Source organism: Jatrophihabitans sp. (assembly GCF_046262535.1).
Lineage (GTDB): Bacteria > Actinomycetota > Actinomycetes > Mycobacteriales > Jatrophihabitantaceae > Jatrophihabitans.
Genome location: NZ_JBHEMO010000140.1, coordinates 1 through 24,171, shown reverse-complemented (window position 1 = coordinate 24,171; position 24,171 = coordinate 1). Strand labels below are relative to the sequence as shown.

At 70.0% G+C, this 24,171-nt stretch carries 24 protein-coding genes and 2 pseudogenes; 11 read left to right on the top strand and 15 right to left on the bottom strand.

Annotated features, from left to right (window positions below):
* Window positions 1-75: 75 nt before the first annotated feature.
* From ABR571_RS18625 to ABR571_RS18605, 5 genes and pseudogenes are all read left to right on the top strand, one after another.
* The gene (locus tag ABR571_RS18625; protein ID WP_409454706.1) at window positions 76-1,083 is read left to right on the top strand and encodes an alpha/beta hydrolase; all 1,008 of its coding nucleotides are present in this window, start codon (window positions 76-78) and stop codon (window positions 1,081-1,083) included.
* A 48-nt stretch (window positions 1,084-1,131) separates the two neighbouring features.
* A complete protein-coding gene (locus tag ABR571_RS18620; protein WP_409454705.1) occupies window positions 1,132-1,803 on the top strand; it encodes a DUF6629 family protein in 672 nt (223 codons plus the stop codon).
* Between the two features lie 46 nt (window positions 1,804-1,849).
* Entirely contained in the window at window positions 1,850-2,572 is a 723-nt protein-coding gene (locus tag ABR571_RS18615) for a FadR/GntR family transcriptional regulator (protein ID WP_409454704.1), read from the top strand.
* Window positions 2,569-3,249 carry a sterol desaturase family protein gene (locus ABR571_RS18610; protein WP_409454703.1) on the top strand — a complete coding sequence of 227 codons (681 nt, stop codon included), beginning with the start codon at window positions 2,569-2,571 and terminating at the stop codon, window positions 3,247-3,249. Before ABR571_RS18615 ends, ABR571_RS18610 begins: the two co-directional genes overlap by 4 nt.
* A gap of 10 nt (window positions 3,250-3,259) precedes the next feature.
* Window positions 3,260-4,988: pseudogene (locus ABR571_RS18605) on the top strand (DUF3556 domain-containing protein).
* Window positions 4,989-4,997: 9 nt separating this feature from the next.
* Here the strand turns inward: ABR571_RS18605 and ABR571_RS18600 are convergent.
* The 6 genes from ABR571_RS18600 to ABR571_RS18575 form a co-directional block, all read right to left on the bottom strand.
* A complete protein-coding gene (locus ABR571_RS18600; RefSeq protein ID WP_409454702.1) occupies window positions 4,998-6,845 on the bottom strand; it encodes a GMC family oxidoreductase in 1,848 nt (615 codons plus the stop codon).
* Window positions 6,846-6,897: 52 nt separating this feature from the next.
* Window positions 6,898-7,503 (bottom strand): class F sortase, encoded by a 606-nt coding sequence (locus ABR571_RS18595; protein ID WP_409454701.1) that lies wholly within the window; start codon window positions 7,501-7,503, stop codon window positions 6,898-6,900.
* A gap of 56 nt (window positions 7,504-7,559) precedes the next feature.
* Window positions 7,560-7,928, bottom strand: coding sequence for a hypothetical protein (locus ABR571_RS18590; RefSeq protein ID WP_409454700.1), 369 nt, complete (start codon window positions 7,926-7,928; stop codon window positions 7,560-7,562).
* Window positions 7,929-8,023: 95 nt separating this feature from the next.
* A complete protein-coding gene (locus ABR571_RS18585) occupies window positions 8,024-8,461 on the bottom strand; it encodes a hypothetical protein (RefSeq protein ID WP_409454699.1) in 438 nt (145 codons plus the stop codon).
* Window positions 8,454-8,978, bottom strand: a complete 525-nt coding sequence (locus tag ABR571_RS18580; RefSeq protein ID WP_409454698.1) for a SigE family RNA polymerase sigma factor — start codon at window positions 8,976-8,978, stop codon at window positions 8,454-8,456. Before ABR571_RS18580 ends, ABR571_RS18585 begins: the two co-directional genes overlap by 8 nt.
* Window positions 8,979-9,111: 133 nt before the next feature.
* Window positions 9,112-9,756 carry a TetR/AcrR family transcriptional regulator gene (locus tag ABR571_RS18575; protein WP_409454697.1) on the bottom strand — a complete coding sequence of 215 codons (645 nt, stop codon included), beginning with the start codon at window positions 9,754-9,756 and terminating at the stop codon, window positions 9,112-9,114.
* 80 nt (window positions 9,757-9,836) lie between these two features.
* On the opposite strand from ABR571_RS18575, the gene ABR571_RS18570 reads away from it, so the two are divergent.
* Together ABR571_RS18570 and ABR571_RS18565 are read left to right on the top strand one after the other, a co-directional pair.
* Entirely contained in the window at window positions 9,837-11,384 is a 1,548-nt protein-coding gene (locus ABR571_RS18570; protein WP_409454696.1) for a DHA2 family efflux MFS transporter permease subunit, read from the top strand.
* 23 nt (window positions 11,385-11,407) lie between these two features.
* Window positions 11,408-12,211, top strand: a complete 804-nt coding sequence (locus tag ABR571_RS18565) for an SAM-dependent methyltransferase (protein WP_409454695.1) — start codon at window positions 11,408-11,410, stop codon at window positions 12,209-12,211.
* Here ABR571_RS18565 and ABR571_RS18560 read toward each other — a convergent pair.
* Window positions 12,208-13,236 carry an alkaline phosphatase family protein gene (locus ABR571_RS18560; RefSeq protein ID WP_409454694.1) on the bottom strand — a complete coding sequence of 343 codons (1,029 nt, stop codon included), beginning with the start codon at window positions 13,234-13,236 and terminating at the stop codon, window positions 12,208-12,210. The genes ABR571_RS18565 and ABR571_RS18560 overlap by 4 nt on opposite strands.
* Before the next feature lie 195 nt (window positions 13,237-13,431).
* On the opposite strand from ABR571_RS18560, the gene ABR571_RS18555 reads away from it, so the two are divergent.
* Window positions 13,432-15,105: a M28 family peptidase gene (locus tag ABR571_RS18555; protein ID WP_409454693.1), complete on the top strand. Its 1,674-nt coding sequence runs from the start codon at window positions 13,432-13,434 to the stop codon at window positions 15,103-15,105.
* A 191-nt stretch (window positions 15,106-15,296) separates the two neighbouring features.
* On the opposite strand, the gene ABR571_RS18550 is transcribed toward ABR571_RS18555, so the two are convergent.
* The 6 genes from ABR571_RS18550 to ABR571_RS18525 all read right to left on the bottom strand — a co-directional run bounded on the left by ABR571_RS18550 (window position 15,297) and on the right by ABR571_RS18525 (window position 20,523).
* Window positions 15,297-15,806 (bottom strand): DUF4395 domain-containing protein, encoded by a 510-nt coding sequence (locus tag ABR571_RS18550; protein WP_409454692.1) that lies wholly within the window; start codon window positions 15,804-15,806, stop codon window positions 15,297-15,299.
* An 84-nt stretch (window positions 15,807-15,890) separates the two neighbouring features.
* Window positions 15,891-16,952 (bottom strand): RNA polymerase subunit sigma-70, encoded by a 1,062-nt coding sequence (locus ABR571_RS18545; RefSeq protein WP_409454730.1) that lies wholly within the window; start codon window positions 16,950-16,952, stop codon window positions 15,891-15,893.
* On the bottom strand, window positions 16,949-17,341 hold the full coding sequence (locus ABR571_RS18540) for a VOC family protein (protein WP_409454691.1): 393 nt from the start codon (window positions 17,339-17,341) through the stop codon (window positions 16,949-16,951). Before ABR571_RS18540 ends, ABR571_RS18545 begins: the two co-directional genes overlap by 4 nt.
* A 102-nt stretch (window positions 17,342-17,443) precedes the next feature.
* Window positions 17,444-18,442: a hypothetical protein gene (locus ABR571_RS18535; protein WP_409454690.1), complete on the bottom strand. Its 999-nt coding sequence runs from the start codon at window positions 18,440-18,442 to the stop codon at window positions 17,444-17,446.
* A gap of 240 nt (window positions 18,443-18,682) precedes the next feature.
* The gene (locus tag ABR571_RS18530; RefSeq protein WP_409454689.1) at window positions 18,683-19,351 is read right to left on the bottom strand and encodes a response regulator; all 669 of its coding nucleotides are present in this window, start codon (window positions 19,349-19,351) and stop codon (window positions 18,683-18,685) included.
* On the bottom strand, window positions 19,348-20,523 hold the full coding sequence (locus tag ABR571_RS18525) for a sensor histidine kinase (protein WP_409454688.1): 1,176 nt from the start codon (window positions 20,521-20,523) through the stop codon (window positions 19,348-19,350). Before ABR571_RS18525 ends, ABR571_RS18530 begins: the two co-directional genes overlap by 4 nt.
* A gap of 176 nt (window positions 20,524-20,699) precedes the next feature.
* Between ABR571_RS18525 and ABR571_RS18520 the strand changes: the two genes are divergently transcribed.
* The gene (locus ABR571_RS18520) at window positions 20,700-21,017 is read left to right on the top strand and encodes a hypothetical protein (RefSeq protein ID WP_409454687.1); all 318 of its coding nucleotides are present in this window, start codon (window positions 20,700-20,702) and stop codon (window positions 21,015-21,017) included.
* Window positions 21,014-22,333 carry a cytochrome P450 gene (locus ABR571_RS18515; protein WP_409454686.1) on the top strand — a complete coding sequence of 440 codons (1,320 nt, stop codon included), beginning with the start codon at window positions 21,014-21,016 and terminating at the stop codon, window positions 22,331-22,333. Before ABR571_RS18520 ends, ABR571_RS18515 begins: the two co-directional genes overlap by 4 nt.
* Here the strand turns inward: ABR571_RS18515 and ABR571_RS18510 are convergent.
* A complete protein-coding gene (locus ABR571_RS18510; protein WP_409454685.1) occupies window positions 22,311-23,312 on the bottom strand; it encodes a DUF3048 domain-containing protein in 1,002 nt (333 codons plus the stop codon). The genes ABR571_RS18515 and ABR571_RS18510 overlap by 23 nt on opposite strands.
* Before the next feature lie 82 nt (window positions 23,313-23,394).
* Between ABR571_RS18510 and ABR571_RS18505 the strand changes: the two genes are divergently transcribed.
* A complete protein-coding gene (locus ABR571_RS18505; RefSeq protein WP_409454684.1) occupies window positions 23,395-23,730 on the top strand; it encodes a hypothetical protein in 336 nt (111 codons plus the stop codon).
* Between the two features lie 10 nt (window positions 23,731-23,740).
* Here the strand turns inward: ABR571_RS18505 and ABR571_RS18500 are convergent.
* Window positions 23,741-24,171 (bottom strand): annotated as a pseudogene (locus ABR571_RS18500) (hypothetical protein); the annotation flags it as partial.

The following is a 24,171-nucleotide window of genomic DNA, read 5'->3' as shown; positions in this document are numbered from 1 at the left end:
GTCGACGTCGACCGGCCGCACCGGCGGCTTATACGCTGACGGGACAGTTGCCCCCCCGACTGCTCCGAGGTTCACATGCCTGATGCCGACGTCGCCCGACGGCGAACCGTGCCGCCCGACCTGCGCAAGCGTCTTCGTCGGAGCGGGACGCGTAGCGCCCTTCGCGCGCTGGAGCTCTATTCGCAGGGCATCGCGTGGCGCGGCAGCATGCTGCGTTCGGAGGTCCGCGCGCTGCGCGTGATGCTCGACTGGCAGCTCACCCGGCCCGAGCTCGGCGCCGGCCCGGCCACGCAGGTGGAGCAGGTGCGGTTCCGGCGGGCCGACGGCCAGGTTCGCGGCGAGTGGGTCGAGGCGCCCGGCGTCGCCACCCGCGCGACGTCGGTGATCCTGTACGTGCACGGCGGCGCCTTCATCGCCGGCTCGACCCGCTCGCACCGCGGCCTGGTCGCCGAGCTGTCGGTCCGGACGCGACGGTCCTGCTTCTCCGTCAGCTACCGCCTCGCCCCGGAGCACCGCTTCCCGGCGGCGGCCGACGACGTGCTGCGGGCCTACGCGTGGTTGCTCGCGCAGGGTCTCGACCCGAAGCAGATCGTCGTCATCGGCGACTCGGCCGGCGGCCACCTCGCGCTGGGACTCGGCCCCCGAGCGATCCGCGCGGGGCTGCCGGTCCCGGCCGGCATCGTCGCGTTCTCACCGGTCGTCGACATATCCATGGCCGTGGCGATCGCCCACGAGCGCGAGCACGGCCGGGACGGCTTGTTCGCCGGCGCGAGCACCGGCCGCGCGGCGATGGCGGCCTACTACCGGGGGACGCCGGGCGATCATCCCGAGCTGGCGTTGACCACCGATGACCTCAGCGGCATGCCGCCGGTCCTCATCCAGGCCAGTTCGTCGGAGATGCTGGCCGGCGATGCGCGGCACTACGCCGAGGCGCTGGAGGCCGCAGGCGGCGACATCCGGATCAGGTTCTGGCCGCGGCAGTACCACGTCTTCCAGGTGGCGCACCGGCTGTCGCGCTCGGCGTCCCAGGCCCTCGACGATGCGGCCGCATTCGTGGACGAGGTGACGAAGCCGCTCGCCTGAAGCAAACTCGGTTGTCCACGGCCGGATCGCCGCTATCGTCGGCGCACCATGTGCTTCTCGACGACGGCCGACGTGGTGGCGGGCGGCGTGCTGGTACCCGTCGCCGTGCTGTCGCTGCGCCAGGTGACGTCGGCACGTGAGCTGCCGCTCGCCGCTCTGCCCGCGATCTTCGCGCTGCATCAGTTCATCGAGGCTTTCGTCTGGGCCGGGGCTGACGGCGACGTGTCGTCGGGCGTGGCCCATGCGGCGGCGGTCGGCTACGTCCTCATCGCGCTGCCGCTGTTGCCCATCCTGTTCCCGCGCGCGGTGTGGCTGCTCGAACCGCACGACAGCCGGCGCCGCATGGTCCCGTTCGTCGTGCTCGGGGCGATCGTGTCGGCCCACCTCGGGTACGTCGTCGCCGCGCACGGAGTCTCGGTGACGCCGCACGAGCATGCGTTGTCCTACAACATCGGGATGGACGACAGCGTGTTGTGGACCGCGCTCTATGTCCTCGCGATCGTGGGTACGGCGGCGTTGTCGCGTTTTCCGATGGTGGTCGCGTTCGGCTTGCTCAACCTCGTCGGCCTGACGGTGGTCGCCCTCGCCTACGCCGAGGCCTTCGCGTCGTTGTGGTGCGTCTACGCCGCGTTGAGCTCGGCGCTCATCCTGGTCCACCTGATCCAGCGGCGCCGGGTCGCGGGCGAAGGGCGGGACACAGTCGTGCTCGTACGGCGGTAGTGGTCTGACCATTGACCTCTGCCACGCCAGGACGTACGGTCGGGACGTGCCCTTGCAACCCATCGCGCGCCGATCCGTCACCGACGAGGTCTTCGACCAGCTCTCGGCCGAGGTCCTGAACGGCGAGCTCGCCGCGGGCGAGAACCTGCCGAGCGAACGGCGCCTCGCCGAGGTGCTCGGCGTCTCGCGTCCCTCGGTGCGCCAGGCGCTGCAGCGGCTGGCGAACGCCGGCCTGGTCGATGTGCGCCACGGCGACGCCACCACCGTCCGCGACTTCCGCCGCACCGCCGGGCTCAGCCTGCTGCCCCAGCTGTTGCTGGCCGGCGGCGGGCTGGACTTCGGCGTCGCCCGCAGCATCCTCGAGACCCGCCTGCTCGTCGGTCCGTTCGCCGCCGGGCTGGCCGCCGAGCGCGGCCACGCGTCGCTCAAGCCGGCGCTGGACCGCGTACTCGACGAGCTGGCGGCCGCCGCCGACCCCGTCGCCCGACAGCGGGTGGCCCTGGACTTCTGGGACGTCGTCATCGACGGCGCCGACTCGATCACGATCCGGCTGATGTACAACAACCTCCGATCCGCGTACGAGCCGGTGATCGAAGCCCTCGCCCAGGCGATGGACGCCGAGGCGCTGCGGCACGAGACCTACCGCGAGCTCGCCGACGCCATCACCGGCCGGCACGCCGCACGGGCCCGCGAGATCGCCGAGGCGCTGCTGCGCCCGTCCACCGAATCGCTGCTCGCCGCCTTCGAGAACGCCGAGGAGAAGAAGTGACCGCCACGAACCTGACCGACGCGGCCGGCGCCCGCCGGCGCTCGCTGTCACTCGGCGACGCGGCGCGCGAGTTCGTCCGGCACCCGTCACCGTGGATGCTCGGCGGCCTGTTCATCGCGTCGGTGATCGCTCGCAGCGTCGCGGGCGACTGGCAGGACACCGACGCGCTCGTCCCGGCGATCATGCTCGCGGTGTTCCCGGTGTACGAGTGGCTCGTGCACGTCTTCATCCTGCACTGGCGCCCGCGGCGCATCGGGCCGCTGACCATCGATTCGCTCCTCGCCCGCAAGCACCGCGCGCACCACCGCGATCCCCGGGACGTCCCGCTGATCTTCATTCCGTGGCAGGCCCTGATCTGGGTGTTCGTCAGCACCGTGGCCATCGGCATCTTCGCGTTCCCGCGCCTCGGACTCGGCCTCACGTTCATCGTGCTGTCCAGCGGCATCGGCCTCGTCTACGAGTGGATCCACTACCTTGTACACACCGACTACCGGCCGAAGACCCGGCTCTACCGAGCGGTGTGGACGAATCACCGCATGCATCACTACAAGAACGAGCACTACTGGTTCACCGTGACCACCTCGGGAACGGCCGACCGGTTGCTCGGCACGTATCCCGATCCGGGAACCGTGCCGACCTCGCCCACGGCTCGCGCGCTGCACGGGGTCAGCGATTGAATCTGTCCCCATGGGGTTCCTGAAGCCGACCACGCCGGTGATCGACCACGCGGAATGGTCGACCGGGACGCGGGCGGAGCGGATCGTGCCGATGGCCCGGCACTGGGCCGAAGTCGGGTTCGGCACGCCGGTCGTCCTGCACCTCTTCTACGTGGTGAAGATCCTGCTCTACACGTTCGGCGCCTGGCTGATCGCGTTGAGCACCCGTGGCATCGACGGCTTCAGCGACGTCCGGCACTGGTACGCCGAGCCGATCGTCTTCGAGAAGGTCGTGCTGTTCACCATGCTGTTCGAGGTCGTCGGGCTCGGGTGCGGCTTCGGACCGCTCAACAACCGGTATCTGCCGCCGATGGGGTCGATCCTCTACTGGCTGCGGCCGCGGACCATCCGGCTGCCGCCCTGGCCCGGGCGTGCCGCTGACAAAGGGCGACACCCGAACGCCGGTGGACGCCCTCTTGTACGCCGCGCTGCTCGCCGCTCTCGTCATCGCGCTGGGCTCGGACGGGACAGGCCCGATGCCCGAGATCGGGTCGTCCGTCGGCGCCCTGCCCATGTGGGAGATCTGGACGATTCTGGGCCTGCTGGCGGTACTCGGTCTCCGGGACAAGGTGATCTTCCTGGCCGCGCGCGGCGAGGTCTACGGCAGCCTCACCGTCGCCTTCCTGTTCGCGGCGAAGTCGGGAATCGACATGGTCCTCGCGGCCAAGCTGGTGTGCGTAGTCATCTGGCTCGGCGCCGCATCGTCCAAACTGACCAAGCACTTCCCGTTCGTGATCTCGACGATGATGAGCAACAACCCGGTGCTCCGGCCTAAGTGGATCAAGCGCGCGTTCTTCGAGCGGTTCCCCGACGATCTGCGACCCGGCCGTCCGTCCCGCGTGCTCGCGCATGTGTCCACCGCGGTCGAGGGTTTGGTGCCGCTCGTCCTGCTGTTCAGCGACGGTGGCGCGCTGACCACCGCGGCGGCCATCGTCATGCTCTGCTTCCACTTCGGGATCCTGTCGGCGATCCCGATGGGCGTACCGCTGGAGTGGAACGTCTTCATGATGTTCAGCGTGGTCGCCCTGTTCGTCGGCCACGAGCATGTGGGGCCGGGCGACATGACCAGTCCGCTGCCGCTGCTGCTCTTCGCCGTCGTGGCCGGCACGGTGATCATGGGCACCCTGTTCCCGCGCAAGATCTCGTTCCTGCCGGGCATGCGGTACTACGCCGGAAACTGGGACGTCACCCTGTGGTGCGTGAAGCCGTCGGCGTCGGCGAAGATCGAGCGCGAGGTCGTGTCGATCGCGAGTATGCCGCAGTCGCAGATGGCCAAGATCTACGGCAGCCCCCAGATGGCGGAGATGTACCTCTACATGGGGTACGCGTTCCGGTCGTTCAACAGCCACGGCCGGGCGATGTTCACCCTCGCGCACCGGGCCATGGCCGGGCTGGACGAGGCCGAGTACATCCTGATCGACGGCGAGCGCATCTGCAGCACGGCCGTCGGGTGGAACTTCGGTGACGGCCACATGCACAACGAACAGCTGATCGAAGCCCTCCAGCGCCGTTGCCACTTCGAGCCGGGCGAGGTGCGCATCGTCCTCATCGACGCCCAGCCGATCCACCGGCAGCGCCAGGAGTACCGGCTCGTCGACGCCGCGACCGGCGAGTTCGAGCGCGGCTACGTGCGCGTCGCGGACATGGTGACCCGGCAGCCCTGGGACGACACCGTCCCCGTGCACGTCACCGTGGGATGACCCGGCGGCTCAGTTCCGCTTGCCGACGAACTCCCGCAGGGCGACGCCGTGCTCGACGGCGATGGTCTCGGCGGCCTTCTCGCCGATCATGATGCTGGCCGCGTTGGTGTTACCGCTGACGACGTTGGGCATGACGCTGGCATCGGCGACGCGCAGACCGTCCACACCGAGGACCCGCAGCTCAGGATCCACAACCGACCCGATCCGGCAGGTGCTCGTCAGGTGATAGACCGTGGATGCGTAGTGGCGGGCGAGATCCTCGATGAGTTCGTCGCTCGGTTCGTCACCGGGAACGTGGTTGTGCTTCGCGGCCAGAGCCGGTGCGACGAGAACCGCACCCGCCCCGTGGTCGGCCTGCAGCCTGGCCACGATGTCGAGCGCCCGGCGCGTCACCGCGATCATCACGGCCATGTCGTGCGGGTCGCCGAAGTAGTTCATCCGGATGTCGGGTGGGGCCGACGGCTCGGAACTGGCCAGCCGGATCTCGCCCTCGCTGTGCGGCTGCACGGGATTGGCCAAGACGATCATGCTCTCGGCCTGGGGCCCGAGCGTGGTCGCCGGGTCGGCGAAGAACTCGTTGGGGTCGACCCGCAGGCAGCCGCGCCAGATCTCGGCGTTGTAGCCGCACGCGAACAGCGCGATCTGCGCGTCGTGCGTGTGCGGATCGCCCAGGCCGGTCGACAGCCACGCGCTCGCGTCGTACAGCGAGGACGAGACCAGGCCGCGGCCGGTCGTGAACCACTCCGTCAGTTGCCGCTCGGCCTCGGCCTTCAGCCCGGCCAGTTCCGGCGGCAAGGCGGCGTCGTCGGCCGGGTCGGCCGGCAACGGGCCGGCCGGCGCGCGTAGCGCATCCGGGCCCATCGCCACCCCGACGCTCGCCATCGAAACGCCGAGCCCGGGTGCCGGAAACATCAGGCCGAGCTGCAAGTGGTCCTTGAGGTGCTGACCAACCTCCGGTGCGTCGAAGCGGCAGGGGATGCCGACGGCGTCGAGCTGGTCGCGCGGGCCGATGCCGGACAGCATGAGCAGGTGCGGTGAGCCGACAGCGCCGGCGCTGAGGACGACCTCGGTCCGCGCCGTGACGACGTGGGTCGTGCCGTCGTCGGCGCGGTACTCGACCCCGGTGGCCCGCAGCGCGCCCGGCTCGCCTTCGACGACGATGCGCGTCACGTGGGCGTTGGTGACGATCGTCAGGTTGGGGCGCTGTTCCACGCCACCCTCGAGGAAGGCGTGATAGGTGCTGGAGCGCTTGCCGTCGCGGATCGTGGCCTGCAGCAGCGACACCAGGCCGGCCGGCCCACCCCGGTCCCGTCCGTTGTAGTCGCCGAGGGGGATGCCGGACGCGACGGCGGCGTCGACGAACGCGTGCGCGCCGGGGATCACGGGGGATCGGACGGCCACGCCGAGCGGGCCCTCGGTGCCGTGCGCCTCGGCGTCGATCGGGATGTCCTCACTGGCGACGAGGCCCTCACTCTTGCGGAAGTAGGGCAGGACGTCGTCGTAGCTCCAACCGGTTGCGCCGCCCTCGGCCCACGCGTCGAAGTCGCCGGGGTGGCCGCGCACGTAGGCCAGGTAGTTCAGGCCGGACGACCCGCCGAGCATCTTGCCGCGCGGCACCATCATGCGGCCGTCGTCCAGACCGCGGCCCGCGCCACCGGCGTGCGCGGTGAACATCCAGTCCGTCTCCTTGTCCAGCTGCAACACCGGGCACGCGACCGGCATCAGTTCGGCGGCCGGCGGATGCCCACCGGCCTCGAGCAGGACGACTCGCGTGTTGGGATCCTCGGAGAGCCGAGCGGCGATGACCGCACCGGCCGATCCCGCTCCGACAATGACGAAATCCGCAGCCTCGGTCACCGGCTGAACCTAGCCTGGCTTCGTGGCCGCGCCAACCGGGCGTCCCTTGGCGTCAGGCTGGGTCGGCGTACGCGACGATGTTGTCCTCGTAGTTGCCGGTGTGCGCGTTGAACGGCCCACCACAGGTGATCAGCACCAGCTCCTCGGGTCCGTCCGGCGAGAAGGCGGCCGCCGGGATGCCGCTCGTCTTCGGGTACGTCCGGACCGCGGTCACCCGGTAGCGGACGGTCCTCGCGTCCGACACGACGACCGGGTCGCCGGGCCGCACGTCGGGCAGCTCGGCCAGCGCGCCGGCCCGTCCGTAGAAGTTGATGTGACCGACGATGACGACGTGCCCTCGGCCGGAGCCGGGGGTGGCGCCGTCGCGCCACCACCCGACCACCTGCGGATCGCTCGGAATCTGCATCACGGAGTGCGGAGCGCTGACCGGGACGATCCGCGCGTCCACGCCGAGGCGATCGAGCACGAGTTTCGCGTCGGCGTCCGGCGTCGCGGCGTGGGCAACGGTGCGTGCTGCGGGAGCGCGACGACCGGCCTGCGGCGGCGAGGAAGCGAGCGTTCCGCGGTTGACGACCGGGACGGCCGGCGATGCGGTCCTCCTGTCGACCGCGAGCCAACCGACGGTCGTCAGTACGCCAACGCCGACCAGCGCGGTCACGATCCCGATCCTCGTCCGGTGCCGCGCCCGGTCGGCCGACAGGAGGCCGCGGCCGCTCAAGGACGACGCAGGGCCACGGTGCCGCCGGCCACGATCAACGCGCCGCCGACCCCGAGAAGCGCGTCGATCTCCCACGAAGAGACCGTCGACCCGGTGGCCGTTCGGGCGGACCCGGCCGGCACCTCGATCGGGGCGGACCCGATCGGGCCGCCGCCACCGGGAGCTGAAGAAGCCGGGGTGGCAGTCGGCGCGTTGGTGGGGCCGGGCGAAAGTTGCGGTGAGGCCGTCGACGTGGGCAACGGGGACGACGGGGCGACGGGAGACGGCGCGTCCGCCGACGCCGATGCGGCGAGAGCGATGCTCGCGCCGGACGCGACGGCGATGAGAAGGACGGCAGTGGCGGCCGGCGTGCGAAGGGCAGTCATGACTCTCCTGTCGAGACGGGATCGGTTTCACCGCCTCCACTCCGCTCGCGGCCGCGGTGTTGCATCGCGGTGGGGCGCGTCGGCTCAGGTCCGGCTCAGCGCGGCGGTGTGGCGCTCGCCGGAGTGCCGGTGGTCGAACCCGGCGCGTTCGACGTCTGTGGCAGTCCTCCGATCGGTCCCACCACGGCGGATGGCGCCACGGTCGGCGACGTCACCAGCCGCCGGGGCGCCGTCGGAGTCGGGCTCGTCGAGGTGAGACTCGGCGACGGGCTTGGACCGATCGGCGCGCTGGACAGCGCGGGGGCCGTCGTCGCGCCACCGGGCTGGATGCGGTGCGAATGGCCACCCCGATTCAGCACGAAGGTCAACGACACGGCGAGGACGGCGACGATCGCGGCGGCGGCCAACGGCAGCATGAGCCGCGTGTGGCGTCGTTCGGCCGCGGACCGGACCGTGGCGCCGGTGAGCGCGGGGTGCACCGCGTCGGCCCGCTCGTGCAGAAGGTCCCGCAGTCGGTCTTCGAGATCAGGCATCGGGCGGCCTCCTTTCGACGTTGCTGACATCGGTCCCGGATGCCTGCCGCAGAGCGGCCAGGCCCCGGCTGATATGACCGCGCACCGTCCCCGGGCGGCAACCGAGCGTGTCGGCGATCTCGGCGTCGTCCAGGTCTTCGTAGTAGCGCAGGACGACGGCGGCCCGCTGCTGTCCGGGGAGTTGCATCAACCGCTGCCACAACTCGTCGTCATGGGTGCCCGTCCACGGATCGATGCTGACCGCGTTCAGGGTCTCGGCGTCCACGAGCCGGATGTGCCGGGTGCTCCACCGGCGCCGCCAGGAGAGGAATTCGTTGGTCACCGCGCGGCGCACGTACGCGTGGACGTCACCGTCGCCGGCGAGGATGCGGTCCCAGCGCAGGTAGACCTTGATGAGGACGTCCTGCACGAGATCCTCGGCCAGCACGACCGAACCACAGAGAAGCATCGCGTAGCGGACGAGCGCCACTTGCGAGTCGCGGACGAAGGCGTCGCACGACGGGGTGCGGCCGCTCACCGGGGGCGGCTCGAGCCGGAGAGCTGGCGCAGGCACACTTCATGCACGCGTCCGGCACCCCATTTGTTGCATCCCGGCCCAAGATATTCGGCGACGGGAATCCGCGCGCCGTCAGCGGCCGGGTGGCCCTGGGTCAGTGCGTGTTCAGAACCGAGTCGATCGCGAACTCGACCTCAGGCTCGGGCAGGTCGTGCAGAGGGCCGTCGAGCAGCAAAGTGGAAATGCCGTGCACCTTCGACCAGGAAACATATTCGGCCCCGACCCGGTTCTCCGGCGTCATGACGCCGACCTCGACGAGGTCGTCGAGGCCGGCAACCAGGATGTCGTAGGGATTCGCGAGCGGATCCTCGGTTCCGCCGTCGGGTTTCACGGGGTCCGCGGCCGGCGTCACGGGCGGGTGCGCGCGTGACGAGCTGAACGCCGTGCGGAACCACCCGGGTTCGGTGCGCGCGAAGTCGATGTAGGCCCGTCCGATTGCATCCAGCCGGGCCGTCGCCCGGGCCACGCGGCCGCGGGCGGTGACGGCGTCCATTCGCGCGATCATCAGCTTGCTGAGTTCCCGCATGCAGCGCTGAGCCACGGCGGCAAGCAGGTCTTCTTGGCCGGCGAAGTGCCGGTAGACGGCATTGTGCGAGACGCCGGCCTCGCGCGACGCCGCCCGCAGCACCACCGCGCCGGGTCCGCCCGTGCGGGCCAACTGGAGTCCCGCTTCGACGAGTGCCTCGCGCAAGTTGCCGTGGTGGTAGGCCCGCTCTCCACTGCCCGCCGACCCAATCATGTTGACAGTGTCCACTTGGCGTGCCAGTCTCGTCAAATAAATGTGGCCACTGGCCACATTGCCCACGACTTGGAGCTGTGATGCCTGAACTCACTGCACGGCGGCGGATGCTCGTCCTGGCGACCGTCTGCCTGGCCGCATTCGCGATCAACATCGACACGACCATCGTCAACGTGGCCCTGCCGGACCTCGGGCGGCAGCTGGGCGCGACCACGCGTGACCTGCAGTGGATCGTCGACGGTTACAACCTGGCCTTCGCGGCCCTCGTGCTGACGGCCGGCTCCCTCGGCGACCGGTTCGGGCGCCGACCCGCGCTGCTACTCGGGCTGGCGGGCTTCGCGGTGTCCAGCGCGGCCGGCGCGATGGTCGACTCGGCGTCCGCCCTGGTGGCGGTCCGGTTCGTGATGGGCACGAGTGCGGCCGTCATCTTCCCGACCACGCTCTCGATCATCGCCAACGCCTTTCCCGACCGGCGCGAACGCGCGAAGGCCATCGGCGTCTGGGGTGCCGTGACGGGCCTCGGGGTGGCCGTCGGACCGGTGAGCGGCGGATTGCTGCTCGCCCACTTCGGCTGGCCGTGCGTCTTCGTCGCGCTCATCCCGATCGCTGTGGTGGCGATGGTCGCGACGTGGCTGTGGGTACCGGAGTCCAGTGACGCGTCGCAGGCGCGCTTGGATCTGCCCGGACTCGTTCTGTCTTCGGCCGGCATCGGCGTCCTCGTCTACACGATCATCGAGGCATCCGGACGGGGGTGGAGCGATTCCCTGACGCTGCTCGGTTTCGCCGGTGCCGCCGTCCTGATCGCCGCCTTCGTGGCGGTGGAGCGGCGCCGCGAGCGCCCGATGATCGACATCACGCTGTTCCGCACGCCGGCCTTCTCGGCCGCGAGCGCGTCGGTCACCGTGGCGTTCTTCGCGCTGTTCGGATTCATCTTCCTGGTCACGCAGTACTTCCAGTTCCTGCGCGGCTACGGCGCCCTGTCGACCGGCACGCGGATATTGCCCGTCGCGATGACCATCGCCATCGGCTCCGTCGGGGGCGTTGTGCTCGCCGGCCGGGTCGGCACACGCGCCGTGGTCAGCACCGGTCTGCTGCTGCTGGGGTCGTCGTTCGGTTGGATCGCGCTGTCGCCGACGTTCATGTCCTACGAGCAGATCGTCGGGCAGATGGTGCTCATGGGTCTCGGTCTCGGTTTGACGACCGCACCGGCGACCGAGTCGATCCTCAGCGTTCTGCCGCCGGCGAAGGCCGGTGTGGGCTCGGCAGTCAACGACGCCACGCGCGAACTCGGCGGCACGCTCGGTGTCGCGGTGCTCGGCAGCATCTTCACCAGCCTCTACGCCAGCCACCTGGCCACGTCATCGTTCTCCGGCCTGCCCGCGCCCGTCGTCTCGGCGTCGCAGAACTCGGTGGCGGCCGGACTGGCCACCGTCCTCCACACGTCCCGCCAGCGACAACACCTGCTGGACGGGCTGCAGGCGTCGTTCATGAGCGGCTTCCACATCGCCTGTGTCGTGGCGGCCGCGGTGTGCGTGGCCGGTGCGGCCGGTGCCTTGCTGTTGCCTGGCCGGGCGTCCCGCGCTACCGCCGGGCCGGCCGTGCCCGAGCCCGCGGCCGTCGCCGCGTGATGCCCGATCGACAAGGAGTTCCGATGACGTACGCCGAAGTCAATCTCGTCGCCTCGATAGCACGTCTCTCCGGCCGTGAACTGGCGGCCCTGACCGACGAGCAACGAGACCAGTTCGATCAGTTCCACGCCGGTGGGGCGGAGGCGGTCGGCCGGTTGCTGCCGCACCTCGGACTGGGACCGGCGATGACCGTCCTTGATGTGGGGTGCGGGCTGGGCGGACCGGCTCGGCAAGTCGCGAGAAGCGCGCGGTGCACTGTAGTCGGCGTCGACATCACGCCCGCGTACGTGCAGGCCGCGCAGGAGCTGACCGAAAACACTGGCCTCGACGACCGCGTCCATTTCGAGTGCACCGACGTCGCAGCTCTCGAGCCGACCGGCTTCGACGCGGCGTACACGATGCACGTCCAGATGAACGTGGCGGACAAGCGGACGTTCTTCGCCGAGATTGCCGCGCGGCTGCGTCCCGGAGGCCGGCTGGCCGTCTTCGAGGTCTGCCGTGCCGGCGCGGCCGAACCGCAGCCGCCGCTGCCGTGGTCGATCGACGGTACGGACAGCTACCTGGTAACGCCGGACCAGCTACGGAGCACGATCGAGTCGTCCGGCTTCGATCTCGTCGAGTGGGTCGACGAGACCGAATGGGTTCGCCAGTGGTTCGCCGGCGCCGCCCGCCGCGCGGCCGCTGAGGGCGGGGAGGCGTCGCTGCGTGGGCTGCTCGATGACGGACCGACCCGCATGTTCAACTACGCGGCGGCCATCGCAAACGGGATCGTGTCGATCCACCGGGGTTCGTTCACGGTCACCGCGGCGATGCGAGGGTTCGACTAGAGCCCGAACGCAGCCTTCAGATCGGGGGCGGTGGCGGCGCTGCGCAGCAGCGGCGCGCCGACGTTGGCGTCCAGCCACCTGGTGAGGCTGTAGTGGTTGGCCGCGCTGCTCACCACCTTGCCGGACAACCGCGGATCGATGACGACGAAGGCGACGTTGTTGCCGGCGGATGAATCGTCCTCGTCGAAGGTGATGACGATGGTCAGGTTGCCGGACTTGTAGTCCACGCCGCCCATCAGCTGCGGTACCCATGCGGCCAGCCAGTCGTCCGCGGTGCTCAGCGGGCAGTCGTGGGCGTCGTTGCACAGGTCGGGAATCATCATGCCGGTGTTCGGCAGGGCGCCGGCGGCGATGTCGTCGTGCAGGTTGCCGGCGCTGGTCGTGCCGAGCGGTACGTCGCCGGTGTTGCAGTTCGCGCGCTGCGTCGCGCCGTTGAAGTACGCCCACGGATTGTGCTTGACGGCGTACCGCCCGGTGTTGCTGAGCATGCAATTGCTGGTCATGCCCTCGGCGTAGGTCTTCGCGGACGCGGCACCGCTGACCGATTGATCGAACACCGAGTCCCCGCTGATCGGGTGCGAGCTGGGTGCGTTGTCGTCGGCAATGCCGAACGTGCTGCCACCGGCGATGGCCAGGTAGTTGGGCAGCGACGGGTGGGTCACCGCGGTGTAGGCCGTGGCCTTGCCGTAGGTGTCGGCCCACCCGGCCAGGTGCGGCATGAGGGTCACCGCCTCGGTCTGACTGTGGTTCTCCTCGACGATCACCATGACCTTGTGCCCGTTCGGCGGGGGCGGGGTGGACGCGCTGCTGCTCGTAGCCGTCGAGCTCGTCGGCGCCGGCGTTGTGGTGCACGTGCTGTGCCCGTGCCCGCAGGAAACCGGCTTGGCCTTCGCCGCCAACCGCGCGGTGGGCGTGCCCGCCCACCGCGCGGTGGGCGTGCCCGCCGGGCTGCTCGCGATGCCGTAGCCGAAGCTGCCGACCATCGCCGATGCCGCGATCCAGATCGCCAGAGGTCGTGCCCGCATGACCGCTCCTCGCCTCGACGTGGCGCCAGCCCGGCGCAGGTGCCGCAAGCCTTCCGAGGCTAGCAGCGAACCTTGCGTGGCCGGCGCTCGATTGGGCGGAAATGACCTCTTGGTGATCGGAATCCGCTGTGAGAGCGTGTGTCGTGTTGGACCGATTTGGCAACGCCGCCAACAGACCCTTTGGAGGTCGGTTCCATGTCCCATCGCGCACTGCGTCTAGCACTCGTCCCGCTCACCGCACTGGCTCTGGCCGTCGCTGTAGGGCCGGCCGGTCCCAGCCGAGGCGCTCCGCCGAGTGCCGGCGGCTCAGCCACGGCGTGCGACAAGCGGGTGAACGACAGCGCTGACACCCTGCTGCCGTGCATCCGCAAGGACGAGCTCTGGCGCTACATGCAGGATTTCCAGGCGATCGCCGACGCCAACCCCGGCCCGGACGGGCACGCGTCCCGTAACTCCGGCGAGCCTGGTTATCTGGCCTCGGCCCAGTACGTCGCCAACATCATGCGCAACGCCGGCTACAACGTCAGCATCCAGACCTACACCTTCGACTACTTCGCGTATCAAGGCGTCCCGCAGATGAGCGAGGTGTCTCCGACTGCCCACGACTACCAGCTCGTGACGGAATGGAATCCCGGTCGGAGCATGGGCAGCAGCATCGCGAGTCTGCAGGGAGTCGGCAGCACGCTCATCCCCTCGCCCGGCGGATCGACGAGCGGCTGCGCCGCCTCGGACTTCAGCGGCTTCACCGCGGGCAACATCGCGCTGATCCAGCGCGGCACCTGCACCTTCTCGCAGAAGGTCGCGAACGCGCAGGCGGCGGGTGCGACAGGGGTCATCATCTTCAACGAGGGCAACACGCCGGCCCGGTCCGGGGGCCTCTCGGGAAGTCTCAACCCCATCCCGACGATCCCCGTGGCGTTCATTCCGTACGCCGCCGGCGCGGATCTGTACAACCAGTACCAGCAGGCCGTCCACAACGGAACTGCGCTCCCGACGATGTCCCTGAGCATCCACGGGATCCATGACCCGAACCGCGAGGACTACAACGTCATCGCCGACTCGAAGAGCGGCGACCCGAACCACACCGTCGTGGTCGACGCGCACCTCGATGCCATCTACGGCGCCGGCATGCTGGACAACGCGTCGGGTTCGACGACGATTCTCGACATCGGGCGGCTGATGAAGAAGGTTCACCCGACGAACCGGCTGCGCTTCATCTGGTTCGGCGGCGAGGAGCTCGGCGAGCTCGGCTCGAAATATTACGTCAACAACCTCTCGGCCGCCGAGCTGAGCCAAATCGGCTACGACCTCGACTCCGACGTGACGGCGACGCCGAACTACACGATCGGCGTGCTCGACCCCGCGGCGGTCGACTTCTTCGGCCGGACAGTGTCCACCCAGTTCCCGGCCAACGTGTACGCGCCGTCCACGGTGGCCCGCGACGAGGCGGTGAACTACTTCAACTCCATCGGGAAGAACCACATGTTCTTCTCGCCGATAGGGACCGATGCCCAGCAGTTCAATCTCGCCGGTGTGCCGGCCAGTGGCCTGCTGACCGGACAGGACTGCTGCAAGACGCAGGAAGAGGTCGACCTGTTCGGCGGGTCCACCGGGAACTACGAGGGAAACATCGGAACGACCGACGGCGGGTGCGTCGACAACCCGTTCCGGTGGTGCGACAACCTGGCCAACAACGATCCCGATGTGTTGACGTTCATGAGCAAGGCGTTCGCCACGATGGTGCTGCGCATGGCCTTCGACACGACCACCATGTACGGCTCGCAGGCAGCGGCGACCAGGGCGGCTACGGCACGAGCCTCGGTGAAGTCGGTGCGGGAGGCCGAGCCGGAACGGGGGTCGACCAAGTAGTCAGTCGCCAAGAGTTGTCCGCGCTACGCCGGCTCGCGTGCCGGTATAGCGCGGACAACTCGCGACGGCGACCGCTAGCGGCGGCGCAGCAGCAGGACGATCGCGACGATGATCAGGATGAGGACGACTGTTCCGAGTCCGATATACATGGCCAAAGGCTTCCCACAAACGCAGCAGTCCTCACACGGATGTCACGCGTTGACCGACTTGTGCCGCAGCGAGATGTCGGCGCAGGCGGCACACACCTCTTCCGGGATGACGCCGAACCGCATGAGACCGGCGAAAATCTTGCAGCCGATGCAATAGCCGGCAATCGACTCCAGACCGGCGGCGATGACCATCAGCCCGAGCAGCACCTGGGCGCCCAGCGGGTGGCCGGCGGCGAGGAAGACTCCCGCTGCGGTCGTTACCGTCGCGCCGATCGCCTGGGCGAACCGCTTCGGCGGCCCGGCCACCAGGCGCGGTTCGCCGAGCCGCGGCGCGACCGCCCGAGTGGCCAGCTGGCCGAGCGGGCTGAGCTTCGGCCCGGTCAGGACCCGGGCGTAGAAGCCCAGCGCCATCGGAGCGACGATCCACAGCCAAGCGGTCCCGGCGGTCACGCTCAGCAGCAGCGTTGCGATGCTGAGCACGAGCACACCACCCGCGACCGTGCGAGCGGCCTTCTCGTTCACGGAGTTCGGAAATCCGATGATGCCGGCCATCTGTTCCTGCCTGTCGAGTTCGCTTACGGCTCTAACGCCGGAAGGTGGCCGGTAAATGCCGGAATTCGGAAATCCGTCGAACGGTCAGCTGATGCGGTCGGGCAGGCCGAAGATCCGGTACAGGTCGCCCAGCCGCTCGTGCATGGGCTGATCGGGGAAACGGACGTAGGCGTCGTCCTCCTTCGCGTCCGTCCCGCGCACGATGAAGGCGGTCACGTCGGTGACCAACCCATCGCGCACACTCAGCACGTTCAACGCGAACGGCAGGTACGCCGCGGCGGCGGCGTCCCAGGCATAAAAGGCCAGCGCCGGCTGCGCGTTGGCGGTCGTCACCACCGCCTTCCACCCCCATTCGCCGTTGATCGAGTACCGCGCCGCCCACTCGACGACCGCTGACCGCGGCGAGTACCAGATGCTCAACGGCGGCATCGAGAACGTCGCGTCTTCGGCCAGCATCGATGCGAAGGCGGGCACGTCGTTGCGCTCCCACGCCTGCACGTAGCGGTCGACCAGTGCGGCGACTTCGCCCGAGCCGAGCGCTCGCAGTGACGCCTGCTGGGTCGCTGCGGGCACCCGCTCGGCAAGGGTGGTCCGCGCCCGTTGCAGCGCGCTGCTCACGGAGGCGAGCGACGTCGACAGCATGTCGGCCGTCTCCTGCCCACTGAATCCGAGCACATCACGCAGCATGAGCACTGCGCGTTGGTTGGCGCCGAGGTGCTGCACCGCCGCGACGAAGGCCAGCTCGATGCTCTCGAGCTGTTCGTAGCGCGCCTCGGGTGACGCCTTGCCGGCCGCCATCCCGGCCGACGGGTACGGCTCGAGCCAGTCGGTTTCGAGGAGCGGACGCCCGGGCGGAACCTGGCCTTCGGACGCTGCGCCGAAGTCGTGCGGCAGGCTCCGCTTGCGGCGCCGCTCCATCTCGGTCAGGCAGACATTCGTGGCGATCGCGTAGAGCCACGACCGGGCGGAGGCGCCGTCGCGCAGTCCGGCGGCGCCGCGCCAGGCGCGGATGAGTGTCTCTTGCAGCGCGTCCTCGGCGTCGTGCACCGAGCCGAGCATCCGATAGCAATGCGCGTGCAGCTCGGCTCGGTGCAGCTCGATGAGGGCCGCGAAGTCGCGGCCGGCTGCATCGGGCTCGGTCGTCAGGGCTGCTCGACCACCATCAGCGTGTGACCGGTCGTGTCGCGGAACCAGAACAACGGCGGCACCGGGTCACCCATCCGCGACACCTCCGCGTCGACATCGATGCCGAGGGCCTTCAGTTCGGCGTGGGTCGCGTCGATGTCGGACGTGTTGAGCGTGATGCCCGTCTGCATCGACTCGATGGCGTCGGCGTTCGGCGGGGGAGCGAGGGCGATGCCGGTCGAACCCTCCGGCAGGTAGACCTCGATCCAGCGGAGTTCGCCGGCGAACGGCTCGTCCACCCGCTTCTCGAAGCCGAGGGACTCGTAGAACTCGACAGCCTTGTCCTGCTCGCGGGTGGGCACGCAGACGAGGGTGATGCCGCGGAGCCCGGTCGTTGTCGTGGCGCTCATGGTGTACCTCCTGTTGGGGAATTGCCTACACCGGTATGACTCGGAACGTTGCCGGAATGTATCGGTCCGGGCGAAAACTTTCGGCCGGCCCGGTCCGGGCACCTAGGGCAGCGCGGGCAACGTCAGGGTCGGCAACGGCACCGGCAGTGTCGTCGACGGCAGGGGCAGCTTCACCGTCGGCAGCGGCACGATCGTCGTCTTGGTCGGCAGCGGCACCAAGGGGACCGGACCGGACGACTTCGATGGCTGGGCGCCCGAGGTCGCCGCGGGTGCGGCCACGGTCGTTCTGCCGGGCGCCGCAGTGCTCGTGCCCGAAGGTCCGGCCGTCGAGCGGGTGCGCTTCGCGGGTGTTGACGTCCGCTCCGGCGCGGGCCCAGCCTGCGCCGCCGCCGCCGAAGCACCGCCCCCGCTGCTCTGCACGGGGATCGTCGCGTTGGGGTCGGGCGCCGGGACGGACGGGTAGTGGCCTCCGTGCGCGTCGACGTAGCCGACCACGTACTCCACCGCGCGTTGGGCCAGCGAAAGGTAGGGCTGGTACGCGCCGTTGGTATAAGTCGACCACGGGGTCCAATCGCTGCAGCCACGCGAGATCGCATACATCGCGGCTGCGTTCTTGTTCACGTCCTGGTTGGCGATCGAGTCGCGCAGGGCGCCGATGCCGCGCTCCGACCGTAGGCCGCGGATCTGCCAGAGACCGGCTGACCAGTCCCAGACGGGGGTCATCAGCCCGATGTCGCCCTGGGCGCCGGGGCTGCCGCCGGACTCGGCCATCGAGATCGCGGTTGCGATCACGGCAGCGCCGGGCGCGCAGCCGTGTTCCAGGGCCAGCGTGGCTATGGCCGCCGGGCTGAGCGTCCCGGGCGTGCCCTGGAACCGGGCGATCGCCGGCGCCTGCTGGGCCGCGACGTTCGGGTTCACCGCCTTGGGCACGTGCGGTGTCCCGGCCGGAACCCCGACCGTGCCGACGTCCCCGGAAAGAAGCGGTCCCGGCACGAAGTGGCGGTGCACGAGCTCGCCGGTCGGCCGTAGGTAGGCCGGGGTGCGGGGGCGAGCAGTCGATTTCGACACCGGCACGGTGGCTGAGGCGACAAGCGTGCTCACCGCCAATGCGGCGGCCAGACCGGCGGCCGCAACCCGGGGAACGAGACGGGGCCAGGAGGCCCAGCTGCGGGCCGTGTCGGTCGGACCAGGGTGGGGCGTGGGACGGCGCGGCCTCGGACGGCGAGGCGACTCTGTGGCTGACACTCGAAGGACCTCCACGGCGCGCGTCAACGCGCACCCAAGGCGTGAATTACCGGCACCAGGAGTCTTGCCCGCCTGACAGGAAATATCACACGTCCTTTACGCGGACGGTGTGACCAACCCGTGGTCGAACGCGTAGACGATGGCCGCGGCGCGATCGCGCAGCCCGAGCTTGGCGAAGATCCGCCCGATGTGGCTCTTCACCGTGAGCTCGGAGATGAAGAGTGCCTCGGCGATCTCGGGATTCGACAGGCCCCGGCCGATGGCGCCGAGCACATCACGCTCGCGGGCGGTCAGCGCGCCGATCGCCGCGGCCGCCCTGGGCGCAGTCGCGGCGCTGCGATATGTCGCGAGAACCCGCGCGGTCACGGCCGGGTCGAGCCAACTCTCCCCGGACGCAACCTTGCGGACCGCTCGGATCAGGTCCTCGGCGCCGGAGTCCTTCAGCAGGAAGCCGGCCGCTCCGGCCCGAAGGGCGCCGGAGAGCAGCTCGTCGTCGTCGAAGGTGGTGAGCACGAGCACCGGCGGTGCATCGTTCGCCGCCCGCAGCCGGCGGGTCGCTTCGATGCCGTCGACGGACTTCATCCGCAGGTCCATGACGACGACGTCAGCGTCGTGTTCGGCCAGCGCTGCGGGCAGCTCTTCGCCGTCGGCACATTCGGCGACAATGGCGAAGCCGTCGCGCCGGCGCAGGATGCGGCGCAGCCCGGACCGCACCAGCTCCTGGTCGTCGACCAGGACGACCCGGACCGCGTCGTCCGAGGTCATCGCGCGGCGACGCCCGTCGGAATCGGGACGATCAGGTCAACCAGCCAGTCATCGGCGTCCATACCGGCTCGCAGCTGCGCGCCCAGCTGGCCGGCCCGCGCGGCCATGCCCGGCAGCCCGCTGCCGTCGTTGCCCTCCCGCGGGCGGCCGTCGGGCAACGTGTTGCGTACCGACAGGTGCAGGCCTTCCGGACAGGCGGCGAGGTTCACGGTTGCCGACGACGTCGGCGCGTGCTTCGCGATGTTGGCCAGCGACTCCTGCAGGATGCGGAACACGCCGAGGCCGGTCACGTCCCCCACGTCGTCCCACTGGCCGACCGTCTCGTAACGGACGTGGAGGCCGGCGGAGCGGCACTGCTCGATGAGCGCAGGAACGTCACCGATGCCCGGCAGGGCCTGCGGGTCGGACGCTCCCGAGCTCAAGACCGAGACGGTGCGGCGCAGGTCGCCCATCGCCGTCCGGCCGACCTGTTCGGCCTCGCGCAGCGACTCGAGCGCGTCCTCGACGTCGCCGTGCTGCTGCAGCGCATGCCGCGCCGCCGTCACATGCAGCAGGTTGATGCTCAACGAGTGCCCGATGACGTCGTGCACCTCGCGGGCGAGGCGCTGCCGCTCGGCGAGCATCGCCTGCTCGCGCGCGATCGCCGTGTTGGCCCGCTCGGCGGCCAGCGCCCGCATCTGCCACCGCAGCGCGATGCCGACGTCGGCGCCCAGGACGACGCCGATCACGTACAGGGGTGCGCTGTGCAGATGGCCGCTCTCGGCGGCTACGACCAGGATCACGATCTGCAGCGACGCGACCAGCATCGCGATCCACGTCTTCATCGTGGCGGCGACCTCGCCGGCGATGATCAGGTAGAGCAGTGGGGCGAAGTCGGGCTCGACCGGATGCGTCAGGTACAGCGCCACCGCAACCGACGTCACGACGGCCTCGATCCACGGCTGCACCAGCCATCCGCGTACCGACCAGATCGCCGTCGGCAGCAGCGTCATCACCAGCGCCGCGATGATCACCGGCGAGCCGGCATGGGCGCCGCGCTGGGCGAGCGCGGCGATCGTGATCGCGATACAGGCCAGCGTCGAGTACGCCGGAATCCACCAGGGGTAGCTCAACCCGAGGCGGGCGCAGCTCACCTCGATGCGTTCCTGAATGCGGCGGAGCAACGCAATCACAGGTCTCACTGTAGGGAGATTCGGGCCGGCCGCCATCCGGCTCAGGGGGGCAGAGATGTCCTCCCCAGGTAGGAGACGAAAGTGCCTTCCCCGGCCGGACGCGGCCGCCGGTCTGAGCTCCTAGCGTTCAGGTCGACGATTCCCGACGACGGAATCCGGACGAAGAGGAGGCGGCGATGAGCTGGCAGGACGCACACCGCTACAACGAGGCACTCCGCGCCGTCGAGGCCCAGTTGAACTGGACCGCCGACGGTCAGGTCATCTGGCGCCCCGAGTACGCCGACATCTTCGGCTCGCCCGAGCGGGTGCTGCTCGCGTTGGGGACGCGGTGGCGGACGCTCGTCCAGGCGCAGGTGGAGGACGTCGTCACGGCCGACGGGGGTCCGGCCGGCGCGGTGCGCGCCTTGGCCGCGGCGCACCCGGGCCTGGTCCGGGCGCTCAGCCGGGCGGCCGCGACGCAGCCGGCCGCCGACCTGGTGGCGGGTGCGGCATGACGCCGGCCCGTTCGGCCGTCGTCTGGGGGATCCGCTACGGCTTGCCCGGACTCGCCATCCGCACGGCCGCCCGCCGCGGCGACCTGATCGCCCGCGCCGCCGCCGACCCGTCCGCCATGGACGATCCGGCCCGCCTCTACGCCGACTTGCGCGCGCTCGGCCCGCTGGGCGGCAATCGCCTGGTCGGGGCGACGGCCCGGCACGGCGTCGTCAACTCCATCCTTCGCGATGACGCGTTCCGCGCCGACCCCGGCGGCGCGCCGACGCAGTGGCTGAACAAGGTCATGCTGGCCGCGATCGACCCGCGCGCGCTCGGACCCGTCGACGCACCGTCGCTACTCGCGATCGAGCCACCGCAGCACAACCGCATCCGCCGCCTGGTCACTCACGCCTTCACGCCGCGCGCCATCGCCGGCTACACGGACACGATCCGTGAGATCGCGAACGGCCTTCTCGACCGGGTCGCGGCGCGCGGCGGCCAGTTCGACCTCGTCGACGACTACGCCGCCAAACTGCCGGTCACCGTCATCGCACGGATCATGGGGATCCCGGCCGAACAGCACGATCAGTTGCTCGGCATCGGCAACGACGCGGCGATGACGCTCGACCCGGCCCTGACCTGGCGCGACTTCCGGGCGGCCGACGCCGCCATCCGCCGGGCCGGCGTCATGCTCGACGAGCACATCGCCAACGTCCGCCGCCGGCCCGGCGACGACCTGCTCGGTGAGCTGGTGATGATCAGCGAGGACGGCGACCGGCTGACCGACACCGAACTGCGGGTGAACACGCTGCTGCTGCTGGGCGCCGGCTTCGAGACGACGGTGAACCTCATCGGCAACGCGGTCGCGCTGCTGCTCGAGCACCCCGATCAGCTGGCCGGGCTGCTGGCTGATGCGGACGGGTGGCCGAACGCGGTTGAGGAGGTGCTGCGCTTCGACTCGCCGGTGCAAATGACGGTCCGCGTCGCCCAGAGGACGACGGAGGTGGCCGGCCAGACCGTCAAGGCCGGACGCGGGGTGATCTTGCACCTCGCCGCGGCCAACCGGGATCCCGACGTCTTCGCCGATCCCGACTGCTTCGACGTGACGCGGCCGGAGGCGCGGCTGCACCTGGCCTTCTCGGCCGGCATCCACTACTGCCTCGGCGCCCAGCTGGCTCGCCTGGAAGCCGCGATCGCCCTGGAGACGTTGTTCGCGCGCTTTCCGGAGCTCGCGACGACGGCGCCGCCGACACGCCGCCGGACCCGTGTGCTGCACGGGTTCGAGCGGTTCCCGGTCGCCGCCGCGGCACGGGTCAGGACAGCGGAGCGTCAGTAGCCACCAACGCGAACCAGGCCCCGCCCGGCGTCAACGGGATCGGCTTGCCGTCGGACGTGGTCAGCTTGGTGCCATCGCCGGCCGCCGGGCGGCTCCAGGTGCCCTCGATGCGGCGTCCGTTGCGGAACACGACGGCTCGGCCGTGGCCGATGGTCGACGTGTACCGGGTGGAGTTGCCGGCCGCATCGCGGCCGCCCCCGTTTCGGACGTGGCAGAACTGAACGATCACGTTGGGCGTGTCGATGACGCTGCCGTCCACTGTCTTCTGAACCCGACCGTCGATGATCCGCACGTAACGCTCGGACTTCGCATCCCACCGGAAGCCGACCGACGTTGCGCCGACGCGGGTGGCGACCTGAGGCCCGGGCTTGGTCTGCGCAGTCTGCGCCGCGGTGAGCCGGGCCGACCAGTTCAAACCGATGTCGGCGGCTTTCGGGCCGTGTACCTTGTCCGCGATCGTCGTGAGATCGGCGCGCAGGTTGTAGGGCACCGGGCGACTGTTGTCGCGGCTGAACCCGGGACCGTTGCGGTCGTTGATCACCGGTCTCAGCGAGGAACGCAGGAGTGGGCCGAGGCCGCGTGCGGACCCGCCCGATGCGACGAAAATGATGTTGCCGAATTCAGACGCCAGTTCCGGATCGTTCGCCCGCACGCTGCGCACGGGTTCGACGGTCTTCGGCAATGAGCTGTTGAAGACGGCGAGCAGGCGAGTCAGGCCGCCTTCCACCTGCTCGATGTAGACGAGATCGGCTTTGTCGGTGCCGGCCTGCGGGCGGCCGTTCGCGGTGTCCTCGATCTTCACCGCGACGACGGGGCTGCCCGACGCTCGCATACCCGTGAGCGGGCTGACGGCCGGGGCCGCCGAACTCGAGGATGCGGCGGCGGTGGACTTGGTCCCGCCAGAGCTGCCGGAGCAAGCGCTCAGCGCGAGGATCCCCGCCACCACACCAGCGCTCACCGTCCATCGGGATCGAGACACAACCGTTCCTTTCGTCGCGCGGCATATACCCGTCAGGCCGCGGCGCTACCCGCACCTGTGACGCCGGCCCTAGGGTCGGGGTGTGCCGCAGGAAACGCGTTCGCTCAGGCGGACGGCGGCCTTCCAACTGGCCGACCGCCCCGGCCGTCCCGCCGGCGTCCGGCTGGCCCAGGAGATCGGGCTGGCCGAGCCGCTCGACTTTGTCCGCACCGCCGGTGTCTGGCGCCTCGACGTCGAGCTGCCCGACGTCGCGCGGATGGAGTACCTGTTCGAGATCCGCGACGGGCACGGGGCGCGGACGACGATTCCCGACCCGGCCAATCCGCGGCGCGCACTCGCCGTGTGGACGCCGGTCGCGCTCGCGCCGGAGCAATCCGCCCCACTGCTGCAGGCCTCTCGACTCTCGGCGGCGAGCTGACGACCGCCGGCTACGCCGGTGTCGGCAGCGACTCAGGTGCCGCGGATCGGACGCGTTCGAGCACCTGAGCAGCGCCGAGGTCCTCGCCGATGCGGCGGGCCTCGTCGATCAGCGGCCCCGCTTCGTCGCCTCGATCATCGGCGGTCAGCGCCGTGGCGTGGTCGAGGAGGCCGTGCGCCAGGTGGTACGGCGTGCTGCGGTCGCGCAAACCCGCGATCGCCGCTCCGAAGAGCGCGTCGGTCTCACTGCCGACGGCGAGGCGGGCGATACACAGATCCCGCTCCGCGCTCAACAGACGACCGAGTTGACCAGGGCGGTAGGGCTCGAGCGGGGCCAGGAGTTCCCGTTCCGCGGCCAGGTCACCCAGCTCGTGGGCAGCTCGGGCGGCCAGTCCCCACACCCAGCGCATGATGTCGGTACTCGGGCCCAGCGTCGCCAGCT